Below are 18,302 nucleotides of genomic sequence, written 5' to 3'. Positions count from 1 at the left end.
TTAATTACTAAAGTTCAATCACAAACAGGTGTTTTTTTAACCTGGGCAAATTTAAGTAATATTGGATTTATTTAATTGTATCTTATGGTTACTTAATGCCCGAATAAGGGGAATAGTCATATTTTTAATTTTTTTCTAATCCCTTATTAAGCCTATATAAAGAGTAGATTTTGAAATTGTATATGGCCTAAATGAAAAATTGCCGGAGAAAATTAATTTTCTCCGGCAATTCATAAAATTTTAAACGGAATATTGAGAATAAGCTTAATACTTCATCACTTTTTTCTCCTGACTGCTTTGGAATGCCAAGTCAATCACGCGGCAGGTTCTAAGAATTTCTTCGGGTTTGACAGCAAGCTCGGCTCCTTCCACGATCGCCTCGTAAACATTGTCATAAAATGGCATATAATTTCCGGCTTCACTTTCTACAACACCCGTAAATTCAGGGCTTGACAAGGTGCCCCAGCGATTTTTGGGTTCGTGGCCCCAAGGTTCCTGGTTTGGCAGGACATTTTGACGCAATGTTTCTTCCTGAACATCCAGTCCGCCTTTTATGAATGATCCGTTTGTGCCATGCAATGTATAACGAAGGAAGTTTTCGTAAACCATTAAGCTGGATTTCAGAATGACCAGTTTGTCGGGATAACCAAGTCTTACGTCGAAATAGTCATCAATTTCACTATTAGGTCTTACCGTGCGGACATCGGCGGTGACGGTTTCCGGTGTTCCGAACAAAACAAGTGCCTGGTCCAGTAAATGGGGGCCAAGGTTGTAAAGATTACCACCCACATCGACTTTCTTTTCTTTCCAGGACTCTGTCGGAACAACAGGGCGGAAACGGTCGTAGCGGCATTCATATTCTACGATATCACCAAGTTTTCCTTCGGCCAGGAGTTTTTTGATCGTTAAAAAATCAGAATCCCAGCGGCGGTTCTGATAGGCTGTCAGGATCAGTCCTTTTTCTTTGGCCAGCGCAACCAATTGTTTTGCTTCCTCCTCGGTAGCCGAAAAGGGCTTTTCAATAACCACATGTTTCCCATTTTCCAATGCATCCATGGCATATTGAAAATGGGTATCATTAGGCGTGCAGATAAATACAAGATCAATGGATTCGTCGCTTAAAAGCTCGTCGATCGAACGTGCATTTTCAATGGTAGGATCAAATTCCTGCGCCTCGTTTTTACTTCTTTCTACGGCAGTTTTTAATTTAAAACGCGGATTGATGGAAAGGAATGGCGAATGAAAATAGCGTCCTGAAAGTCCGAAACCAATAAGACCGACGTTAAGAATTCTAGAAGACATATGTTAAGGAATAGATGAATGATAAATTTTGAGCAGGCCGAAAGAACAGCCCTGTTTGGCTGGTTAGCAGTTTGCAAAGTTAACTTTTACCGATACAGAGTCAAGAGTTACGGGAAATTACCATGTTATAATTTTAACAAAATGAAGACCCGGCAGGATGACAACTCGCTAACCTGTGATAATGACGACATATCGGTGATAATCCACTGATATAAATTTGATAAAAAGGCCGGAGATGGGGCGATCCGGCTCGCATTTCTGTGATGGGACGCCTGTAAAACAAATAACGCCGACAATATAATTGAACGGCGCTAGCGTGTATAGTTTGTTGGATGAGTTTGTAATTGACTGTATTTAGCTCATTACTTCCATGCGCACGAGCTTTATATGTCGGCGTGCCACACGGATCTTTTTTTGATTTGTCAGTAATACCACAAAGGCATCATTTTCATAAAAACAGTCAATAATCAACGCCCGGTTGACCAGGTAAGATCTGTGCAGACGGAGAAACTGACGTGTCGGGTTTAACAGTTTTTCAAATGCCTGTAACGTTTTTGAGCTGACCCAGAATTTCCCGTTAAGCCCGTGAATGATGGAATAATTTCTTGCCGCCTCAATGTGTTCAACATTATCAATAGGCAGATATTCCAGTTTGCCATTGTTCCTCAGCGGTATTTTTTTCGATTTGTCAATTGCTTTGGCAAAACTTGAAATTTTCAGTGCCGCGTTCATATCCGTTGGAGTTTTAGTTAGAGAAGGGTTTCGCTCCACGGCTGCAATGTTAAGGTTATGGATTTTTACGGGCAACCCCCATTTTTAGGGGGTTTGTTTCTGTGTTTACTCTTCGTAGTATTGTCAACTGATTAATTGTTAAGCCTTAACCTCCGATGCCAATTCGTATACTCATTGCAGAAGACCACACTTTAGTTGCCCAGGGCTATGAAAAACTTTTTGAAGGCCGGGAAGATATTGAAGTTGTTGGGTTTGCGGAGACTTTCCATGAAATCGTCTTTAAACTTCAGGCGGTTCTTGCAGATGTATTGCTGCTGGACCTGAGTATGCCCGAAACGCGGAACAGTACGTCGCTTCGACTGGCAGGTTTTGATATTCTTGAATTTACTAAAAGCCACGCCATCAATATTAAAAAGCTGGTGGTATCAAATCACCGTGATTATGAGCTGGTTAAAAAAGCCATTGCGTTGGGGGCCGACGGGTATGTTTTGAAAAGTGCCGATTATAAGGAAGTAATACTGGCAATCAAGCAAATTCAGGAAGGACAGAAATATCTTCAGAAAGAGGTCGAGATGATATTGAATGAGAAAAGAAAGGACGAAAACTGTCTGGGAGCGGGAGGTGTGCTGCTGACGCCAAGGGAAAAGGAGATACTCCGTCTGTTGGGAGAGGGGCTGTCAACAGAGGATATGATGAAGGTTTTGACGCTTAAAAAAGATACGATTAACGAGTACCGTCAGAATCTTATCCGGAAATTTAACGCACGCAACGCAGCGCATCTTGTAAAACTCGCTTTTGAAATGAATTTTTTTAGCTAATGATTGTATCTTTAAGTGACACTACCTCTACTTGAATGATAAAATACGTTACGCTAATTGTGCTGGTCTTTATCGTTTCTGAATTAAAAAGCCAGGATTTGGTATCTATAAAGCCTGATTTTAAGTCTGTTGCATTCAGTCGGCACTTAGAATATTTCATTGATTCCACGGATTCTTACGGTTTGAGACAGGCTATGCTGAGCAAAGACTGGAAATTATTCGTGGGAAGCAATCCTGATTTTGGCATAAATCCACTTCCGCACTGGCTACGTTTCTCAATTCAGAATGATACCAAAGAAGTGAAAACGCTGACCTTGCTTACAAAAGGACTGGATTCACTGCAAGCTTATCTTACGATCGGTGATTCTCTCGTGAAGACTTTCCCGGTTACGGGCAGTCATATTCCGTTGCGTTACCGGGAGAATTCCAACGCTTATCTTAGCCTGACTTTCGATGTTTTGCCGGGCCAGAAATATAGGCTCTGGACGCGGGTCAGGAATCTTAATTTTCGTCTTACTGTGTCGCCGTTTACGCTTTATGAGAAGTCGGAGGCAAAGCAGTATTTACAGCAAAAGTTATTCTTCCAGAGCCTGTATATTGGCGGTATGACGATCATGTTATTGTTTAGTATTGTCCTGATGTGCCTTTTCCGGGACTGGATGTATGCTTATTATTTTGGCTGCGTGTTGTGTTCGGTTTCTATCATGCTGATTTATAACGACTACACATTTTTACTTTTTGATGATTTGCCCAAAATTATTTATCGAAAAGATATCTATGGCATTCTCAGCACGATGATACCTTGTCTTTATGTACTTTTTGCAGAGAAATTTCTGAGAGTTTCCCCGACGCGACTGACCCTGCTGCCGATGATTGCGCGCGGTATGGTACTGCTTCAGCTTGCTCCGCTTGCGTACCTGTATTTTAGCGGAGTCACGCTGTTTCACCTGCATGGCTTTTTTTATGGGCCTATGCTGATTCTCGGTATCATTCCCCTCGTTTATCTTACACAGGCCATCCGCAGAGGTTATAGGCCGGCCTGGCTGTTTTTGTTGGCAACGGTGCCGATTTCGGCCATCGTGGCTCTTGAAACTTCTTCGGATTTTCATAAGGTTGCTGTGCAGGAAATACATGAATATTATTACTACGCTACCCTTTTCGAAATGTTTGCGCTGACGTTCGGGCTGGCTTATCGTTTTAAGCTGGATTTTGACCAGAGAAGACTTTTGCAAAGAGAAATTCTGCTAACCCAGATCACCACACAGGAAAAGGAGCGCACCGATATTGCCGCCGATCTTCATGATGTGATCGGTTCGCAGATTTCGGCAGCCAAACTGAATGTCGAATATATTCAGGAACAGTATTTTCCTGATTCGGAAAAAAACTGGTGGGCGCCGGTTTATAAAGTATTGAATCTTCTGAGCGAGAATATCAGCAGTATCGCTGATAAAATGCGGAATTCTTCTCTTGATAAGTTGGGACTTGCCGGAATTTTAGAGCAAATGTACGGGCATATAAAAACGCCGGTTTTTCATTTCGATTTTATCGGGATGCAAAAAAGAATACCCGCTTATGCGGAAAGGGTGTTGTATGTGATCATTATTGAGGCGCTTAATAATTGTATAAAACACTCCGAAGCCACAGAGATTAATATTCAGCTGGTACGGGAGAAAAATCTGCTTACTGTAATTATTGAAGACAATGGAATTGGTTTTGATCCGGAACGGGTCAAAAGAGGGCAGGGGTTGAAAAATATGGAAATCCGGGTCGAAGAATATCTTCAGGGCGAATTGCTGATTGACAGTCAGCCCGGAAGCGGCACGGTGATTATTATTAAGGTTGCTCTTAAAGAAGAAACCTGAATTTTACCGCTTCCGGGTTTTTTTGAAAGTCATGTATCAGGCCTCCTGCCATAATTCTTTTACTCTTTGCAAATCTCTTTTCATCGCGTCAAAGACAACTTTCGGTGCAACAGTTATTTTGTCGGCACCCTGGTCTGCTCCACCGAGTGGATATTCAAGATGCAGACAGATAGGCACCTGCACGTTATGTTGTTTTAGTAATTTAAAATAGGTTTTAAAATCCACCATGCCTTCGCCCAGCGGCATACTTTTCGGAGCCCATTTTCCGCCGCTTTTATCCCACATGAAATCTTTCAAAACGATCGTTTTTATGTTTGGCTCGATCAGATTGAAACCGGTTTGCCACGAAAGTCCGCCTTCCAGCGTTGCGTGGCGGATATCGTATTGCGCGCCCATGTGGTGGAGATCGGCTTTTTGCAATATATCCCATATCTCAAACATGGAGGCTCCGACCATTCTCCCGGCATGATTCTGATAACAGCCCGTCAGCCCGAGTTTTTTATTCAACTGGCTTAATCCGGTCATCTTATCGCGGTACTCACCCAGTGATTGCGGGATGGTTTTCTGATCGTTGTATTTGTACCAGTTCATCCGGTAGTACTTTATTCCCTGAGCAGCGGCAGTTTCCAATACTTTTTTATCCAGTGGATTATTGGCGTCCTCTACGGCCGTACACATAAGCAATGGCGCAAAACCGACTTTTTTCATCGCTTCAACAGCCTGTGGTAGGTCGTTTTCTACACGCTCCGGCAGCACGTGCCCTTTGGGGCGAACAGTCAGATCGATTCCGTCAAAACCCAGTTCTTTGGCGGCTTCGGCCATATCCTTGTAGTTCAGGAACTGCAAATGTTTTGAAAAAATATTGATTTTTGGAACATCAGCGACAGGACCCGATTGGTGGGAAAAAGCCTCATTGCTCAGCAATGGAAGAGCGCTGCCTGCAAGTGCTGCATTGATCAGGAATTTTCGGCGGGAAAGTTCAGTTCGCATCATTTATTTTTAAGAGTTTATCCGAAAGGTGGTTGGAAAAGGAACTGGAATTAATAACGAGTAAAGGACGAAAAAGTAATGTTACTACCCGCAATGATCGTGATATTTTAAAGATTATGAATCCGGAGATTGAATGTCAAACGGCGTCAAATTAGCCAGGCCACGACAGCTGTGTGGGATACGTGTAACCACTGACTATCATTTTCTTGCGGCGCTCAAAAGAATTGTCGGCTACAAAATGCAATTAGTGTATTTAAATTATGGTATTTTTGTAACATGAATACTTTGCCTGCTACAATCCGTTTTCAAGAATTGTCCGAGTTAGATACTGTTGCGGCTTCCTTGCTACGGATCGGGGAAAATGTCCCTGTTTGGTTGTTTAGTGGTTCCATGGGAGTTGGAAAAACCACTCTGATCAAGAAATTGTGTGAACTGCTTGGTGTTAAATCGATCGTTCAAAGCCCGACATTCTCTCTCGTAAACGAATATATCACCCAAAAAGGCGTACTGGTTTATCATTTTGACTTCTACCGGATCCGGAGTGAAATCGAAGCGCTGGATATTGGTATCGAGGAATATTTTGATTCAGGCGGTTTTTGTTTTGTCGAATGGCCGGAGAAAATCGAATCGTTATGGCCTTATCCTCATTTGCTGATTACCATGGATATGGATGAAAACGGGCACCGGGTTTTGGTTGTGACGGAAGAAAAGCAATAAGGCCCTCTCAAAAAATTACACTCATCTCTTATTAATTTTAATATTTTACCTAGTCCATGGCACAGCCTCAAATCACTGGTTTTGAAGAATTGGCTAAACAGTCGGCACTATATCCGCAGGAATCTTTACTGGCTACCCGGAAAAATCAGAATTCCTTAAACATCGGGTTACCCCGGGAAATCTCCTTGCAGGAAAACAGAATTGCCCTCACGCCCGATGCCGTGAGTATTCTGGTGAGGAACGGGCACGAGGTTTGGGTTGAAAAAAATGCCGGAAAAGGTGCCAACTTTTCTGATCACGAGTATAGCGAAGCGGGGGCGAAAATTGTTCAGAGTCCCGAGGAGGTATATCAGGCCAATCTGATCCTGAAAGTAGAGCCGCTTGTTGAAGAAGAGTTCAATTTTATCAAGGCAGGTACGACTGTGATTTCGGCCATGAATTTACCTTCGCTGGAAAAGAAATATTTCGAAAAACTCAATCAGTCGAAAATTACCGGTATTGGTTATGAGCTCATAGAAGATCAGGTGGGAGGGAAGCCGATCATCAGGGCTATGGGCGAAATTGCCGGGAGTACCGTGTTGCTGATCGCGGCCGAATATCTTTCGAGCCCAAGCGGCGGGCGTGGAATAATACTGGGAGGGATAACCGGTGTGCCGCCAACAAAAATCGTGATCCTGGGAGCAGGAACCGTTGCTGAATATGCAACACGCGCTGCCATCGGTTTTGGAGCCGACGTGAAAATTTTCGACAAACATATTTATCGTTTACAAAGACTAAAATATTCTATCGGGCAAAATCTTTACACTTCTATTATTGATTCGGATACTTTGGCAGAGGCGATCAGTCGCGCCGATGTGGTGATTGGAACGATGCGCGCTGAAAACGGAATGAGTCCGATGGTGGTTACCAAAGACATGGTTTCCCAAATGAAAGCCGGTTCAGTGATTATTGACGTAAGTATTGACCAGGGAGGATCGTTTGAAACTTCCCGGATGACAACCCATAAAAACCCGACTTTTAAATATAATGACGTGATTCACTACTGTGTACCGAATATTCCGTCGCGGGTGGCGAATACGGCCAGTACCGCTTTGAGTAACGTATTTTTACCTTTTTTACTACAAACGGGAACAATTGGCGGGATTGAGGAAATGATTTATGCCAATCGTTGGTTTATGAAAGGGGTATATTGTCACAAAGGAACGTTGACGAATTCGCATATCGCACGGAGTTTCAACATGCGTTACAAGGATCTGACGTTGCTGCTGGCGGCGAGAATGTAGATTGGGTTTTAGCCGCGCGGCGGGCCGCTGATAGCTTGACCAGACGTTAAGAAACTAAATGACTATGCCGCCAAAATTGTCTTTCCAATTGTTTTTATCGGGAGGAAGATTAATAAATGGTTGATGATGAAAGCTAATTTCTCTGTACCAAAAACTAAATAATCAACAAAACTGGCAACAGGCGAAAAGCTAACGGCGGCCCGCCGCGCGGGCAGAAGCTAATAGCCAATAGCTAAGAAAATTATGATTAACAACAGCAATGAAAATTCCCTGATGGACGATGCCAACTCGCCAGAGTTGAACCGTAAACTAATGGGAATGGTATCACAGGATTTTGTACGGGTATCAGATCAATTGAAGGATGCGTCGTACCAGATCAGAAAACGCGGGTTTTCTGACAACCCGATTTTTGTCATTACAAACGAGGAAATGGATCTGGGCGTCTTATTGATCGGGTCCACAGAATTGACCAATCGTTATAACTACCGCGCGTCTTATATGCAGGAGTTTGTCGACCGCAAACTGATAGGCGAAGAGTCGATTTTATTGTTTACTGAAAACTATAAAAATCCAGAGGAATATTGCTGCCTGTTTGCATTAATCGGAGATTTCTCAGGTTTTATATTCGTGCCATATCCGGAGGATAATTAGTTTTTTTTAAGTAACCGGGATTAAAATTTCCTTAAAACGGGTGCCATTTGCAAAAATGGCACCCGTTTTTTTATTGATCTGATTTGGAGTGATTTATCATTTTTAAGAAACAAGCTAAATTGATTTAGCAATGATGGAATTATTTGGCCTAATGCAAAGGAGTTATTAAAAAATAATAATAAAAGATATGGAGAATGTTTAAAATTATTTAATTACGAATTATATTAAGATATTTGCAGTATAAGCTGATTTGCATCTTTATTATTTTGCTGATTTGGCAGGTAACCTATTCTTTATTTTTTAAAATTGATTATCCTATGAAAGAAAAATTACGTAAAACCTGTTCCAGGGTTTTTATCTTACTAGGTCTTTTCTTTATCATGTCACCCGTTTTGGCGCAAGACAAAACGGTGTCGGGTAAAGTACTGGACGAAAATGGTGCGGGATTGCCAGGTGCCTCGATAACAGTGAAGGGAACCACAGGCGGTACGAACACCGATGCTAACGGAGATTTCAGAATTGCGGTAAAAAGTGGTGCAACACTTGTATTTTCTTCTATTGGCTATGCCAAGCAGGAAATTGCTGTGGGCAACCAGTCGGAGATAACCGTGAAAATGGTAGTGGACGTTGCGAATCTGAACGAAGTTGTTGTAACTGCTCTTGGTATTTCCAAAGAGGCAAGGAAAATTGGTTATGCGGTATCAACCATTGACGGAGGCCAAATGACGAAAGCGCGTGAAACAAACGTAGCATATTCATTAGCAGGTCGTGTAGCAGGTTTGAATATCAGCGGAACAAGCGGAGGACCAGGTTCTTCTGCGCGGATTCTATTAAGAGGTATGGCCAGTTTCTCGGCTGGAACACCTCTTTTTGTAATCAACGGGGTGCCGATGGACAATAGCCAGAGAAGAGATGGGAATTCCGGTGAATGGGGTGGAGCAGATCAGGGTGATGGTATTTCCAATATCAACCCGGACGATATCGAAACAATGACTGTTTTGAAAGGTGCTGCTGCTTCGGCGTTATATGGTGCACGTGCTGCCAACGGTGTGATTCTGATTACTACAAAAGGTGGTAAAAAAGGATCTATGGCTGTTGAGTACAATGCCAATGCAGTGGCAGATAAGATGATCAATTACACTGATTACCAGTATGAATATGGTCAGGGACAACATGGTGTGAAACCGGCGAACGTAACAAGTGCACTAAACAGCGGGATGTACAGCTGGGGAGCGAAACTGGACGGGCAGATGATTACGCAATTTGACGGTAAGCAATATGCTTATTCGGCTGTGAAAAACAACCTTGAAAAGTTCTACCGCACCGGTTCAACTTTTACGAATTCGGTGTCTGTTTCAAACGGCAATGACAATGGTACTTTCAGGTTATCATTTGCAAATCTTTCAAACAAATCCATTTTAAGAAATAGTGGTCTGGATCGTAAAACATTCAACTTTACAGGTTCTCAGAAATTTGGTAAAAAGTTGAAAGTGGATCTGATGGTTAACTATGTGAACGAGAAGTTCAATAACAAACCTCAGTTGAGTGACGGACCGATGAATGCCAATAATATCAACTTTTTGGCTAACAGTGTAGATCAGAAAGCCTTGCAGCCTGGGTACGACATCAATTCACCGGTAGGTGCTGAAATTCAGTACAACGATGATATTTATGTTACTAACCCTTGGTTCGTGGTTAACAGATACGACAACGACCTGAAAAGAAAACGTCTTATCACTGCGATCACAGCGCGTTATGATATCACCAGCTGGCTTTATGCAATGGGCCGCGTAGGTTATGACCGTATCAATGATGGTTTGTTCAAAATCACACCAACCGGAACTGCTTATTCGCAGGATCAGAAAGGTTCTTTGGATGACCAGCGCAACAGTGAAATTAACGAGCTTAACATGGATGCCTTCCTTGGTTCATCGAAAAATATAACTGAGGAATTAAGTCTTGACGTATTGATCGGAGGTTCGATCAGAAAGAACAGCTACGAATCAATGAAAATTGGTGGTGGTCCTTTCGTTCTTCCTTTCTTTTATAGCTGGTCAAACGTAGTGTCATTTAACCGTGACTACAATTTCAACAAGAAGGAAGCACATTCAGGTTTCTACACAGTGGATTTGAGTTATAAGAACTTTACGCTGAATACAACCGGGCGTTACGATGCGTTCTCAACATTGCCAAAAGGTAATTATGGTGTATTCACGCCGTCGGTTTCCGCAAGCTACAACTTTGCTGATCTGCTTAATAAACCTAATTTTAATTATGGTAAAGTAAGAGCATCTTATGCCCAGGTTAGTGGTGAAGCTGATCCTTATCAGACATCTCAATATTACACAATCGGTTCGACGATTGGTGGGGTAACAACCGGTTCGTTTGACAACAAATTGCCTAACCTGACATTGCAGCCTTATGTTTTGACAGAGGTGGAAGTTGGTACGGAATTGAAGTTTTATGATAACCGTTTGGGACTTGATGTGGCCTATTTTAACCGCAAAACCAAAAACGAAATCATTGACGGTCCTCTTTCGCAAGCGACAGGTTATACAAGCCAGTTTATTGGAACAGGATCTACTAAAAACTCTGGTTTGGAAGCGATGCTGACGGTTGTTCCTTTGCAAACTGAGAAATTCCGCTGGACATCTACTTTTAATTTTACAGCAATCAAAAACCGTATCGTCGAAATCGATGGCTCAGGAAATGAAAGCCAGGTGAAGGTATTAGGTACATATCGTCCTTTGAATGCCAACACTGCGTTGATCAAAGGTATGGCTGGTCCACAAGTTTATGCATACGACTACATGCGTGACGCTGCCGGAAACATTGTGATCGATGCAACAGGTGTTCCGATGAGAGATCCAAAACAAAAAGCAATGGGTTCTGTTTTGCCAAAAGTTTATGGAGGTTGGAATAACGAATTCGCATATGGCGGATTCAACCTTGCATTCCTTTTTGACTATAAATTCGGAAACAAATTATTGTCTGCAACCAACTACTATTCTACTTTCCGTGGTTTGAACAAAAACACGCTGGAAGGACGCGAAGCAAATACAATTGTTGCAAAAGGTGTGCTTGAAGGCGGAACGCCAAACACGAAAGCGGTGGATGTTCAGGACTACTATCAGGAACTGGCAAGAAGAATTTCTTCTATGAACGTTTTAGACGGTAGCTTTATCAAACTTCGTCAGGTGACACTTGGTTATACACTGACTTCGAAAATGCTTGGTAAGTTGCCTTTCGAATCGATCGGTCTTTCTTTTGTGGCTCGTAACCTGCTTACAATCGTTAAACACACGGATAATATTGATCCGGAAGCAGGATTCTCAGCGGCTATCAACTACGCAGGAATTGAAGGTGGTAGCTTGCCGGCTACAAGATCGTACGGTTTGAACGTGAGCGTTAAATTCAAAAAATAAGCAACATGAAAAGATTATCAAAATATATAGGAGTCGCGGTATTTCTTCTTTCCTTCGGATGTACGGATAAATTTGAAGATATCAATACCGATCCAAACAAAACCAGTGGTGCTGTATTTAATGCGAATTATTTGTTGTCGCAAACGCAGTACTCTTATTCAAACACAGGTTATTCGCAGCTTTTGTTCCAGAGTATGTGGACACAGGTTCTGGCGTCAACTTATTCTTATTACGGTAATGGAGACAAATACCGTGCGTCTGGAAGCTTTGTATCATACCAGAGCAGCATTTTCAGCGATAGCTACAATGCAGCTTCCCGTGCTTTTGAAATGCAGAATCTGGTGAAAGACAAACCGGAACTTTCGAACCTTTACAACATTGGTACGATCATGAAGGTTTTGTGTATCGCACGTGTTTCGGATACGTACGGAGATGCACCTTACTCGGAAGCGCTTAATGCAAAAGCCGGAATTTATGCACCAAAGTATGATACACAGCAGGCGATTTATACGGCAATGCTGACGGATCTTGAAACTGCTGTCAAAAACCTTGACGCGGCGAAAGCTGGCCCAACGGCGGATTTATTCTATTCGGGTAATATCGCACAATGGAAAAAATTCGGTAACTCTTTGATGTTGCGTTTGGCAATGCGCCTTACAAAAGTGGACGCTGCATTGGCGAAAACCTGGGCTGAAAAAGCAGTAGCTGGTGGTGTTTTCACTGCTATCGCTGACAATGCGAAAGTAGTGACGGATAACAGCACAGGTAATTCGAATGCTACCACCAATGCACTACGTGTGGCAGATGATTACAGAGAGGTTAGATGGAGCAAAACTTTCATGGATTATCTGAAAGCAACCAAAGATCCACGTATCACTGCCATTGCAGAGGTTGCAAAAACAGGTTATGCCAACAACTCTAACCAGGATTTGGCTGGTGATAATACTTTGGCGATCCAGATTGGGCTTCCAAACGGATATGACCTGAACGGTGGAGCAACGGATATTTCAAAAAGTGCTGAATTTCCTGGGGATTCTCCGGCTGATCCAAGCATCAAAGACGATAAGGTTGCTCGTGTAGGTAAATATTCAAGACCTCGTACGACTATTTTCCTTGACAGAAGCGGCACAAACTTTATTCTGACTTACGGGGAAGTTGAGCTGATGCTTGCAGAAGCAAAAGTAAGAGGATGGAACGTAGGTTCAGGAACAGCTGCCGATCACTTCAACAATGGTGTTACAGCTTCTATCGCTTCTTTGGCTCAGTTCAACAAGACTGCCGCCGCAGCAGACGCTTCTGTAAAAGCAGCTATTGATGCAACAGGTGCGTTTTTGGCAGCTAACCCATTGGATGTTTCGTCAACCGATAAGTCTCTGAAACAAATCAATGAGCAGTACTGGGTTACCACAGGTACTTTGTTCAACTTCATTGAAACATGGAGTAACTGGAGAAGATCAGGTTATCCTGCACTAACACCGGTTGTTTACCCGGGCGGTTTCTCAAACGGAACAATTCCTAGAAGAAATCCTTACGGCGCCAACGAGCCTGCTCAGAATCCGGTTAACTATGCTGAGGCAATTGGCCGTCTGGGTGGTACAGATAGTTTCACTGCCAGAATCTGGTGGGATAAATAATAAACCCAAAAAAACGGAGCGAGGGATATTCATTTCTTGCTCCGTTTTTATCACAGTAACAATTAATCCGAACTTCAACAGGTTGTTGAAGTTTTTTTAGTTTTTATAACATATCTTTCGTTACATTTTTTACTCTCTTTTTCATGTTGACGAATAGAAAAATTTCAGGTGTTTTATCCCTGGTTCTTTTGCTCGGGGTTCACTTTTCTATGGCCCAGGCGCAGCAGCCGCTTTTTCAGTTATTGACTCCAAAGCAGACCAATATCGATTTCAGGAATGACATCAACGAGGATGAAAGCCTGAACGTAATGGCTTATGAATATTTCTACAATGGTGGCGGTGTGGCAGTGGGTGATGTTAATAATGATGGATTTGATGACTTGTTTTTTACCTCAAACATGAAATCCAATAAGTTGTATCTTAATCTGGGAGGGGAAAAAGGTGCCCCGATCCGGTTTAAGGATATTACGGGTTCGGCGGGAAAAGGCATCGAAGGGAGAAAGGCTGGCTGGAAAACAGGTGTAACCATGGCGGATGTTAATGGCGATGGCTGGCTGGATATTCACATTTGTTATTCGGGTAAGGTAGATGACGAAACCAGAAAAAACCAGTTATTTATCAATCAGGGGGCGCAAAACGGATCCGTGAAGTTTGTCGAACAGGCGAAGGAATATGGTCTTGACAATATCAGTTACAGCACGCAGGCTTCTTTTTTCGACTACGACAATGATGGCGATCTGGATATGTTCCTGCTTAATCACAGCGTCAAAAAAATTGATAACATGGAACTGGCCAAGTTCAGGACCCAAACGGATGAGCTGGCTGGTAACAAACTTTTTGAAAACAAGAATAATAAATTCGTTGAGGTAACCAAAAAGGCAGGCATTTATCAGTATCCGTTAACGTTCGGGTTAGGTGTCGCCATTGCTGATATCAATCTGGATGGCTTGCCGGATATCTACGTTACGAATGACTACAACGAGCCGGATTATCTTTACATCAATAACGGCGATGGAACTTTCCACGAAGACTCAGAGGCGTGTTTTCGCCACTTAGCCCAGTTTTCGATGGGGCTGGATATCGCCGATTTTAACAATGACGGTTTGCCGGATATCATTTCGCTGGACATGCTTCCAGAGGATAACCGACGCCAGAAATTGTTACAGCTTCAGGAGAATTACGAGTCTTTTGAGCTGATGATGAAACAGAATCTAAACCGCCAGTATATGCGGAATATGTTGCAGCTCAATAACGGAAACGGTACTTTCAGTGAAATTGCACAGCTATCCGGCGTATCCAATACCGATTGGAGCTGGTGCCCGCTGCTGGCAGATTTTGATAACGACGGATACAAAGATCTGTTTGTCAGCAATGGTTATCTGAGAGACTATACCAACAAGGATTTTTTGAAATACTGGGGCGACTACAAGATCAGGCAGGCGGTTAATAAGGAGCCGTTTTTGCTGATGGATCTGATCAAGGCGATGCCTTCAACCAAGCTGGCGAATTACATTTTTAAAAATAACCAGGACCTGACTTTTACGAAAAAACAGGAAGATTGGGGGCTCAATAACCCGGCGATTTCAAGTGGTGCTGTGTACGCTGATCTTGATAATGACGGAGACCTGGATCTGGTGGTCAGCAATATCAATGAACCGGCTTTTGTGTACCAGAATATGGGACGAGAGCAATCGAAGGGTGGTTATCTTCAGGTAAAATTAAAGCAGTCCGAAGGAAACAAAAATGCGGTTGGGGCTAAGGTGTTTTTGTTCTCGAAAGGAAAGCAACAATACCAGGAAGTAAATCCGAACCGGGGATATCTGTCCTGTCTGCCATTAAAGTTACATTTTGGACTTGATGCCGAAACACAGGTGGATTCAGTGAGGATAATCTGGCCAGACCAAAAGGAGCAATGGCTGACGAATGTAACTTCCAACCAGTTGCTGACTGTTGAGAAGAAACCGGAAAACATAAAAAAAATACAGAGAGTATCTGAAAAAACATCAACAGTTTTTGCCAGGGCCGATCATATTATAACGTATCAGCACGATGGGTTCAGCGAAAATGATTTCAAACGTCAGCCTTTGATGTTGTCCATGTATTCGCAAACGGGCCCCATTGTTGCCAAAGGTGACGTGAACAAGGACGGACTGGAAGACATTTACCTGAGTGGTGATCAGAATAAAAAAGGGAAAATCTGGTTACAGGATTCGAAAGGGACGTTTGAAGAAATGGAAGGATTCGCGATCGGTGATGAAAACCTTTCAGCCAATTCGGCAGCATTATTTTTTGATGCCAATGGAGATGGTTTTGATGACCTATACGTAGCCAAGGGCGGTTATTCACTTTTTGAGCCTAATACTTTTTCTCTTCAGGATGAAATTTTTTTAAGTGACGGCAAAGGAAAACTCAATCTGGCCGTGTTGTCGATGCCAAATCTTAAAGCCAGCAGCAAATCCTGTGTCAGGGCTTGTGATTACGATGGTGATGGTGATCTTGATTTGTTTGTGGGTGGCCGGATTATTCCAGGACGTTATCCTGAAACCCCGACTTCATTTCTTTTGACCAATAACGGGAAGGGTGAGTTTTCGATAACCCCGGCACCTTTTTCAAAGGCAGGTATGGTGACGGACGCGCAGTGGGCCGACTTGGACGATGACGGACGAAAGGATCTGATTATCTGTGGCGAGTTTATGCCGGTTAAGATTTATGCCAATACCAAAGACGGGTTTGTTGATAAAACGGCGCAGTATTTCTCGGAGGAAGAATCTGGTTTCTGGTCTTCGTTATTGATCGAAGATATTGACGGTGACGGAAAGAAGGATATTGTTGCCGGAAATTTTGGCACAAATTCACAAATCAAAGTTTCACAAAGCGAGCCGGGAGAACTGTATTTTGCCGATTTTGACAACAACGGTTCAATCGATCCCTTTTTCAATTTTTATATTCAGGGCAAATCCTATCCGTTTGTCAGTCGTGACGAATTGAATGACCAGATTTACCCGATGCGTAAAAAATTCGCTTTTTATAAGGACTATGCCAGTGCCACCATGATGGATATCTTCTCGCCGGAAGTGTTGGCTAAGGCTGGAAAGTTAAAATTTAATGAGGCCCGGTCGGTTTGTTTTATGAATAAAAACGGAAAATTTGAAAAGCAGATCCTGCCACTTCAGGCGCAGTTTGCGCCGGTAACTTCCATACTTTATGAAGATTTCGACAAGGACGGAAACAAGGATCTGCTGTTATTTGGAAATAAGTCTGATAACCGTCTGAAAATTGGAAGCATGGACGCCAACTATGGCTGTTATCTGCGGGGAGATGGAAAAGGGCATTTCGTTTACGTAAGCCAGCCACGCTCGGGCCTTTCCGTGACGGGTGACGTCAAATCCGTTGTTGAGATCAACATAAAAAAGGAACCGTATCTGTTGATAGGCGCCTTTAATAAACCGCTTCAATTTTATCAATTACAGAAAAAATAATGAAAAGACTTTTGCTGTTAAGTTTGTTGATCTGTCAGCTTGCCCATGCCCAAAAATCAAAAAAAGAACTGGACAGACATTTGCAGCCGGCCATTTTTTCGCTGACGATGGTGATGATCCATGATGTGGCCAATCCGCCGGCAGCCAGCCGGTTTTATACGTATTGCCTGTTGGGTGCTCAGGAAATCATTGCCCGAAATAATAAGTCGATCGTTTCACCGTCGGCGTATGTGAAAGGGCTCAACAAAATAGAAATTGAAAGTAAGGCCGCTTATGATTATAAAATCGCGGCGCTTTATTGTATTCTGGAAACGGGAAGGATCATTTTGCCGTCGGGGTATATGCTGGAAGAAGATCAGAAAAAACTTTTGGCGGTGTTGAAAAAAGACGGTTATGCCGATCAGCTTGTGGCGCAATCGGTTGCGGTCGCTCAGGAAGTAGCAAAGAAAATCATCGTTTTTTCCAGTACCGATAATTACTCAAAGTTGAGTACAAGATTAAGATACAGGCCTTTGAAAGGTGATGGTTACTGGTTTCCGACGCCTCCGGGTTATATGGAAGGGGTGGAGCCGCACTGGAAAACGATACGTCCGGTCCTTATTGATTCCAGCGGGCAGTTCAAACCTGAGCCCCCGGTTCTTTTCAGCAAGGACAGCACCAGCGCATTTTATAAACTGGCCTATGAGGTTTACGATGCTGGCAAAAAGCTGAATGAGAAAACCCGCTTTATTGCCTCTTATTGGGATTGTAATCCTTTTGCGATCAACACATCCGGGCACATGTCGATTGGTTTCAAGAAGATCAGTCCGGGCGGGCACTGGATGAATATAACGAGCATCGCGACCACAAAAGCCAAAGTGGATCTGGATCGGGGCATTATGATCCATGGAATGGTTGCGGCTACTTTAATGGATGCGTTCATAAGCTGCTGGGACGAGAAATACCGGAGCAGCAGAATTCGGCCCGAAACCGTTATTAATCGATACATTGATCCAAAATGGCAGCCGCTCTTGCAAACACCGCCTTTTCCGGAGTACACGAGCGGACATAGCGTAATTTCTACTGCCGTAGCTGAAACACTTACTTATTTTTTTGGAGACAATTTTTCTTTCACGGACAATACAGAGGTGATATTTGATTTGCCCACACGCGATTTTAAATCTTTCAGGCAAGCAGCCGAAGAAGCTGCGATTTCCCGCTTGTATGGCGGAATTCATTATCGGGATGCGATTGAAAACGGGCAGGCACAGGGTAAAAAAATTGGTGAGTTTATCATAGAAACAATTAAAAAAGCGGGTGTTCATGGAGCAGCTGCGAAGTAAGGTGCAGAAAAATCAAGCTATCAGACAGATTGTCTGATTCATTCCGCACTAAATTTTATCGGCATAAAGTATAAGTTGTATCTTTGA

At 42.9% G+C, this 18,302-nt stretch carries 12 protein-coding genes; 9 read left to right on the top strand and 3 right to left on the bottom strand.

Annotation, left to right across the window (positions count from 1 at the left end; genetic code table 11):
• Positions 1-264: 264 nt before the first annotated feature.
• Together M1L62_RS18735 and M1L62_RS18730 are read right to left on the bottom strand one after the other, a co-directional pair.
• The gene (locus tag M1L62_RS18735; protein ID WP_254561150.1) at positions 265-1,302 is read right to left on the bottom strand and encodes a Gfo/Idh/MocA family oxidoreductase; all 1,038 of its coding nucleotides are present in this window, start codon (positions 1,300-1,302) and stop codon (positions 265-267) included.
• Between the two features lie 354 nt (positions 1,303-1,656).
• Entirely contained in the window at positions 1,657-2,034 is a 378-nt protein-coding gene (locus M1L62_RS18730) for a LytR/AlgR family response regulator transcription factor (RefSeq protein WP_254561149.1), read from the bottom strand.
• 155 nt (positions 2,035-2,189) lie between these two features.
• Between M1L62_RS18730 and M1L62_RS18725 the strand changes: the two genes are divergently transcribed.
• Together M1L62_RS18725 and M1L62_RS18720 are read left to right on the top strand one after the other, a co-directional pair.
• A complete protein-coding gene (locus M1L62_RS18725; protein ID WP_254561148.1) occupies positions 2,190-2,852 on the top strand; it encodes a response regulator in 663 nt (220 codons plus the stop codon).
• A 35-nt stretch (positions 2,853-2,887) separates the two neighbouring features.
• Positions 2,888-4,714 carry a sensor histidine kinase gene (locus M1L62_RS18720; protein WP_254561147.1) on the top strand — a complete coding sequence of 609 codons (1,827 nt, stop codon included), beginning with the start codon at positions 2,888-2,890 and terminating at the stop codon, positions 4,712-4,714.
• Between the two features lie 36 nt (positions 4,715-4,750).
• On the opposite strand, the gene M1L62_RS18715 is transcribed toward M1L62_RS18720, so the two are convergent.
• Complete coding sequence (locus M1L62_RS18715) at positions 4,751-5,707, bottom strand: sugar phosphate isomerase/epimerase family protein (RefSeq protein ID WP_310589988.1); 957 nt, start codon at positions 5,705-5,707, stop codon at positions 4,751-4,753.
• A 309-nt stretch (positions 5,708-6,016) separates the two neighbouring features.
• Between M1L62_RS18715 and tsaE the strand changes: the two genes are divergently transcribed.
• The 7 genes from tsaE (at position 6,017) to M1L62_RS18680 (ending at position 18,215) form a co-directional block, all read left to right on the top strand.
• On the top strand, positions 6,017-6,421 hold the full coding sequence (gene tsaE / locus M1L62_RS18710; RefSeq protein WP_310589987.1) for a tRNA (adenosine(37)-N6)-threonylcarbamoyltransferase complex ATPase subunit type 1 TsaE: 405 nt from the start codon (positions 6,017-6,019) through the stop codon (positions 6,419-6,421).
• Positions 6,422-6,477: 56 nt separating this feature from the next.
• Positions 6,478-7,704 (top strand): alanine dehydrogenase, encoded by a 1,227-nt coding sequence (locus M1L62_RS18705; RefSeq protein ID WP_254561145.1) that lies wholly within the window; start codon positions 6,478-6,480, stop codon positions 7,702-7,704.
• 243 nt (positions 7,705-7,947) lie between these two features.
• A complete protein-coding gene (locus M1L62_RS18700) occupies positions 7,948-8,355 on the top strand; it encodes a hypothetical protein (protein ID WP_254561144.1) in 408 nt (135 codons plus the stop codon).
• Positions 8,356-8,672: 317 nt separating this feature from the next.
• On the top strand, positions 8,673-11,780 hold the full coding sequence (locus M1L62_RS18695; RefSeq protein ID WP_254561143.1) for a SusC/RagA family TonB-linked outer membrane protein: 3,108 nt from the start codon (positions 8,673-8,675) through the stop codon (positions 11,778-11,780).
• Positions 11,781-11,785: 5 nt separating this feature from the next.
• Entirely contained in the window at positions 11,786-13,414 is a 1,629-nt protein-coding gene (locus tag M1L62_RS18690) for a SusD/RagB family nutrient-binding outer membrane lipoprotein (protein ID WP_254561142.1), read from the top strand.
• Between the two features lie 209 nt (positions 13,415-13,623).
• A complete protein-coding gene (locus M1L62_RS18685; protein WP_254561383.1) occupies positions 13,624-16,893 on the top strand; it encodes a VCBS repeat-containing protein in 3,270 nt (1,089 codons plus the stop codon).
• A complete protein-coding gene (locus tag M1L62_RS18680) occupies positions 16,893-18,215 on the top strand; it encodes a vanadium-dependent haloperoxidase (protein ID WP_254561141.1) in 1,323 nt (440 codons plus the stop codon). The genes M1L62_RS18685 and M1L62_RS18680 overlap by 1 nt, the downstream gene beginning before the upstream one ends.
• Positions 18,216-18,302 lie beyond the last annotated feature (87 nt).

Source organism: Dyadobacter diqingensis (assembly GCF_024220585.1).
Lineage (GTDB): Bacteria > Bacteroidota > Bacteroidia > Cytophagales > Spirosomataceae > Dyadobacter > Dyadobacter diqingensis.
The sequence above is the reverse complement of the archived record's forward strand: the minus strand, read 5'-3'. Positions and strand labels throughout refer to the sequence as shown.

Coding starts and splice junctions, on each gene's coding strand:
- M1L62_RS18680 (WP_254561141.1), top strand. CDS start 16,893: ATGAAAAGACTTTTGCTGTTAAGTTTGTTGATCTGTCAGCTTGCCCAT.
- M1L62_RS18690 (WP_254561142.1), top strand. CDS start 11,786: ATGAAAAGATTATCAAAATATATAGGAGTCGCGGTATTTCTTCTTTCC.
- M1L62_RS18725 (WP_254561148.1), top strand. CDS start 2,190: ATGCCAATTCGTATACTCATTGCAGAAGACCACACTTTAGTTGCCCAG.
- M1L62_RS18720 (WP_254561147.1), top strand. CDS start 2,888: ATGATAAAATACGTTACGCTAATTGTGCTGGTCTTTATCGTTTCTGAA.
- M1L62_RS18705 (WP_254561145.1), top strand. CDS start 6,478: ATGGCACAGCCTCAAATCACTGGTTTTGAAGAATTGGCTAAACAGTCG.
- M1L62_RS18730 (WP_254561149.1), bottom strand. CDS start 2,034: ATGAACGCGGCACTGAAAATTTCAAGTTTTGCCAAAGCAATTGACAAA.
- M1L62_RS18715 (WP_310589988.1), bottom strand. CDS start 5,707: ATGATGCGAACTGAACTTTCCCGCCGAAAATTCCTGATCAATGCAGCA.
- M1L62_RS18700 (WP_254561144.1), top strand. CDS start 7,948: ATGATTAACAACAGCAATGAAAATTCCCTGATGGACGATGCCAACTCG.
- M1L62_RS18735 (WP_254561150.1), bottom strand. CDS start 1,302: ATGTCTTCTAGAATTCTTAACGTCGGTCTTATTGGTTTCGGACTTTCA.
- M1L62_RS18685 (WP_254561383.1), top strand. CDS start 13,624: ATGGCCCAGGCGCAGCAGCCGCTTTTTCAGTTATTGACTCCAAAGCAG.
- M1L62_RS18695 (WP_254561143.1), top strand. CDS start 8,673: ATGAAAGAAAAATTACGTAAAACCTGTTCCAGGGTTTTTATCTTACTA.